A 4,466-nucleotide genomic window follows, 5' to 3' on the forward strand; every position below is an offset into this window, starting at 1 on the left:
TTTATTCTGCGGCTTCTTCGTATGCGTCCATTGGTGGGCATGTGCAGACGAGGTTTCGGTCGCCATATGCGTTGTCGACGCGGTTGACGGGGGACCAGTATTTGTCGACGCCCATGGAGCCCGGCGGGAAGCAGGCCTGTTCTCGGGTGTAGGGGCGGTCCCAGTCGCCGACCAGATCGCGCACCGTGTGGGGGGCGTTTTTCAGCGGGTTGTTGTCCGCGTCGATCTTGCCGTCGATGATGTCCTGTGCCTCGGCCCGGATGGACAGCATGGCGTCGCAGAAACGGTCGAGTTCCGCCATGGGTTCCGATTCCGTGGGCTCGACCATCAGGGTGCCGGCCACCGGCCAGGACATGGTGGGCGCGTGGAAGCCTGAATCGACCAGACGCTTGGCGATGTCGTCGACGCTGACATGGGCCGCCTCGTCCAAGGGACGGGTGTCGAGGATGCATTCATGCGCCACCCGGCCCGTTTCCGAGGTGTAGAGGATCGGATAGGCCTCGCTCAGACGCGCCGCGATGTAGTTGGCGTTCAGGATCGCCACTTTCGTGGCCTGGGTCAGACCCGCGCCACCCATCAGCAGCACATAGGCCCAGCTGACCGGCAGAATGGACGGCGAGCCGAAGGGCGCGGCCGAGACCGGGCCGATGGCACTGCCGTATTCCGGGTGGCCGGGCAGATGCTCTTCCAGATGCGCCTTGACGCCGATCGGGCCCATGCCGGGGCCGCCGCCGCCATGCGGGATGCAGAAGGTCTTGTGCAGGTTCAGGTGGCTGACGTCGCCGCCAATGTCACCGGGACGCGACAGGCCGACCATGGCGTTCATGTTGGCACCGTCGATATAGACCTGACCGCCGTGATCATGGGTGATCTGGCAGACCTCCTGCACGGTGGTCTCGAACACGCCATGGGTGGACGGATAGGTGATCATGCAGGCAGCCAGATGATCGCTGTGCTTTTCCGCCTTGGCGCGGAAATCGGCGACATCGATGTTGCCGTTCTCATCCGCCTGCACCGGCACAACCTGATAGCCCACCATCTGCGCCGAGGCCGGGTTGGTGCCATGCGCCGAGGTCGGGATCAGGCAGACATTGCGGTGCGCCTCACCCCGCGATGCGTGATAGTTGCGGATGGTCAGCAGGCCCGCATATTCGCCCTGCGCGCCCGAGTTGGGCTGCTGGGAGATCGCGTCATACCCGGTGATCTGGCACAGCTTGTCGTTCAGATCCGCAATCATCTCGTGATAGCCCTGCGCCTGATCTTCGGGGCAGAACGGGTGCAGGTTACCAAACTCGGGCCAGGTGACCGGGATCATCTCGATCGTGGCGTTCAGCTTCATGGTGCAGGACCCCAGCGGGATCATCGCCCGGTCCAGCGCCAGGTCGCGGTCGGCCAGACGGCGCATATAGCGCGTGATCTCGGCCTCGGCCCGGTTCTGGTGGAAGATCGGATGGGTCAGATAGGCGCTTTCGCGCAGCGCGTAATCCGGCAGGCGGTAGGCCACGTTCGAGCTGTCATCCTTGCGGTCGATGCCGAAGGCGCCCCAGACGGCCTCGATGGTCTCGGGGCGGGTCTGTTCGTCCAGGCTGATGCCTACTTTGCTGTCGCCCACCTTGCGCAGGTTGACGCCACGGGCCACGGCGGCCTCCATCACGACGTTCTGCAGGTGGCCGACCTCAACCGTGATGGTGTCGAAGAACACTTCCGGTTCCACGGCAAAGCCCGCCTCTTCCAGACCCGCGGCCATGCGCGAGGTCTTGCGATGCACCGATTGCGCGATGGCCTTGATGCCGTCGGGGCCGTGGTACACGGCATACATCGAGGCGATGACCGCCAGCAGCGCCTGCGCTGTGCAGACGTTCGAGTTGGCTTTCTCGCGGCGAATGTGTTGCTCGCGGGTTTGCAGCGACAGGCGGTAGGCCTTGTTGCCGCGGCTGTCGATGCTGACACCGATGATCCGGCCGGGCATCGACCGCTTCAGCTTGTCGGTGGTCGCCATATAAGCGGCGTGCGGGCCACCATAGCCCATTGGCACGCCAAAGCGCTGGGTCGAGCCAATGGCGATATCCGCGCCCATCTCGCCCGGTGACTTCAGCAGCGCCAGCGACAGGATGTCGGCGGCGACGATGGCAATCGCCTTGTGTTCGTGCAGCGCCGCAATCTCGGCGGTAAAGTCGCGCACATGGCCGTGGGTGCCGGGATACTGGAAGATCGCGCCAAAGACGGCACCTGCATCCAGCGCATCGGGGTCGCCGACCTGCACGTCGATGCCCAGCGGCTCAGCCCGGGTTTTGATCACCGCGATGGTCTGCGGGTGGCAGTTGCGGTCGACAAAGAAGGCCGCGTTGTTGGCCTTGGAGCGACCGCCGCGCTTGGCCATCGCCATCGCTTCGGCAGCGGCTGTGGCTTCGTCCAGCAGCGAGGCGTTGGCCACGTCCAGCCCGGTCAGATCGCTGACCATGGTTTGGAAGTTCAACAGCGCCTCAAGACGGCCCTGACTGATCTCGGGCTGATACGGCGTATAGGCGGTGTACCAGGCCGGGTTTTCCAGGATGTTGCGCAGGATCGGTGCCGGCGTGGTGGTGCCGTAATAGCCCTGACCGATCAGCGAGGTCAGAACCTTGTTCTTGCTCGCCACCTCTTTCATGTGAAAGAGCGCATCGCGTTCCGTCATCGCCGGACCCCAGTCCAGCGGCTCTTTCTGCCGGATCGCAGGCGGCACCGTGGCGTCGATCAGCTGGTCCAGCGTCTTGAAGCCGATCACCTTGAGCATGTCGCGCATCTCGGTGGGCGACGGGCCGATGTGGCGGCGGTTGGCGAAGTCATAGGCTTCGTAATCGGTCAGTTTGAAGGCCATTGCAGCGCTCCTGTCGAAAAGGTCAGGTCCGGCGGAGACTGCGGGAGCCTCCGGCGGAGAGTGAGGGCCGTCCCGGAATCTGTCCGGTGGACAGATTCAGGCCCGAACGGGCGGAGCCCCAGGGACAGGGCTCCGACATAGATTTACCCGATGAAGGACTTGTAGCCGGCTTCGTCCATCAGATCCTCAAGCTGCGCGGCATCCGCGATCTTGATCTTGTAGATCCAGGCCTCGCCCTCGGGGTCTTCGTTCAGCGCGCCGGGGTTGTCGGCCAGCGCCTCGTTGACCTCGGTGATCTCACCATCGACCGGCGCATAAAGCTCGGACGCGGCCTTGACGGATTCGATCACGCCGATCTCGCCGCCTTTTTCGAACTCGTCGCCCGCTTCCTGCTGCTCGACAAACACCACTTCACCCAGCTGCTCAGCCGCGTGTTTGGTGATGCCCAGAGTGGCCGTGTCCCCTTCGACGGTCAGCCATTCATGCTCTTCGGAATAATAGGTTGCCATGTCTCTCTCTCCTGACTTCAACGCTTGTAATTCTGTTTGACGAAGGGCAGCGCCACGATCTGCGCTGGTTGCGCCTTGCCCCGGATGATCAGATTGACCTTCTCGCCCGGCTCACCATGACCCTTGCTCACATAGCCCATCGCAACGGGACCGCCGACCGTGGGGCCAAAGCTGCCCGAGGTGATCTGGCCGATGGTATTGCCTTCGGCACACTGGATTTCCACACCCTGACGCGCGGGGGCGCGGCCGTCGGGCTTGATGCCCACCAGCTTGCGCGCCGGACCCTCGGCCAGTTCCTTTTGTACGCGGTCCGCACCCGGAAAACCGCCTTCTTCCTTGCGGCGCTTTTGAATGGCCCAGCCAAGGGACGCCTCAATCGGCGAGGTCGTCTGGTCGATGTCATTGCCATAGAGGCACAGACCCGCCTCCAGCCGCAGGCTGTCGCGCGCGCCCAGACCCGCAGGTTCGCAATCCTCATGCGCCAGGAAGGCCTTGGTGACCTCGATTGCCTTATCCTCGGGGATCGAGATCTCATACCCGTCCTCGCCGGTATAGCCCAGCCGCGAGATGCGGCATTCGACACCGTTGATATCGGCAACGGTGGTTTCCATGAACTTCAGGTCCCGCGCCACCGGGCACAGTTCGCCCACGACATCTTCGGCCTTGGGGCCCTGAACCGCCACCAGCGCGCGGTCGAAGATCTCGGTCACTTCAACGCCTTCAAGGTTCGCTTTCATATGCGGAATGTCCTGATGCCGCAGCGCCGCGTTCACCACCACAAAGAAATGATCCCCCGCATTCGACACGATCAAATCGTCCATGATCCCGCCTTCGGCATTGGTGAAAAACCCGTACCGCGCCTTGCCTTCCTTCAGCGTCGCATAGGCCTGCGGGCAGATCGCCTCAAGCTTCGCGCCCACATCCTCACCGCGCAGGATCACCTGACCCATATGCGACACATCAAACACCGCCGCCTTCTCACGACACTGCTTATGCTCACCCATAATCCCCAGCGGATACTGAACAGGCATCTCCCACCCAGCAAAATCAACCAGCTTGCCTCCCAACTCAACATGGAGATCGTAGAGAGGAGTGCGTTT

General features: G+C 63.1%; 3 protein-coding genes. All 3 read right to left on the bottom strand.

Going from position 1 to position 4,466, the window contains the following annotated elements; all coding sequences use genetic code 11:
• Position 1: 1 nt before the first annotated feature.
• Positions 2-2,857, bottom strand: a complete 2,856-nt coding sequence (gene gcvP, locus ACR0JB_RS21700) for an aminomethyl-transferring glycine dehydrogenase (RefSeq protein ID WP_480790295.1) — start codon at positions 2,855-2,857, stop codon at positions 2-4.
• A 143-nt stretch (positions 2,858-3,000) separates the two neighbouring features.
• Positions 3,001-3,366 carry a glycine cleavage system protein GcvH gene (gene gcvH, locus ACR0JB_RS21705; protein WP_170352139.1) on the bottom strand — a complete coding sequence of 122 codons (366 nt, stop codon included), beginning with the start codon at positions 3,364-3,366 and terminating at the stop codon, positions 3,001-3,003.
• 17 nt (positions 3,367-3,383) lie between these two features.
• A partial coding sequence (gcvT, locus tag ACR0JB_RS21710; RefSeq protein WP_170400176.1) for a glycine cleavage system aminomethyltransferase GcvT occupies positions 3,384-4,466 on the bottom strand: 1,083 nt, incomplete at its 5' end.

It is taken from the genome of Ruegeria sp. BI7 (genome assembly GCF_056537925.1).

Bases quoted from the DNA above. Each gene is read 5' to 3' on its own strand.
- gcvH (WP_170352139.1), bottom strand. From the start codon at position 3,366: ATGGCAACCTATTATTCCGAAGAGCATGAATGGCTGACCGTCGAAGGG.
- gcvP (WP_480790295.1), bottom strand. From the start codon at position 2,857: ATGGCCTTCAAACTGACCGATTACGAAGCCTATGACTTCGCCAACCGC.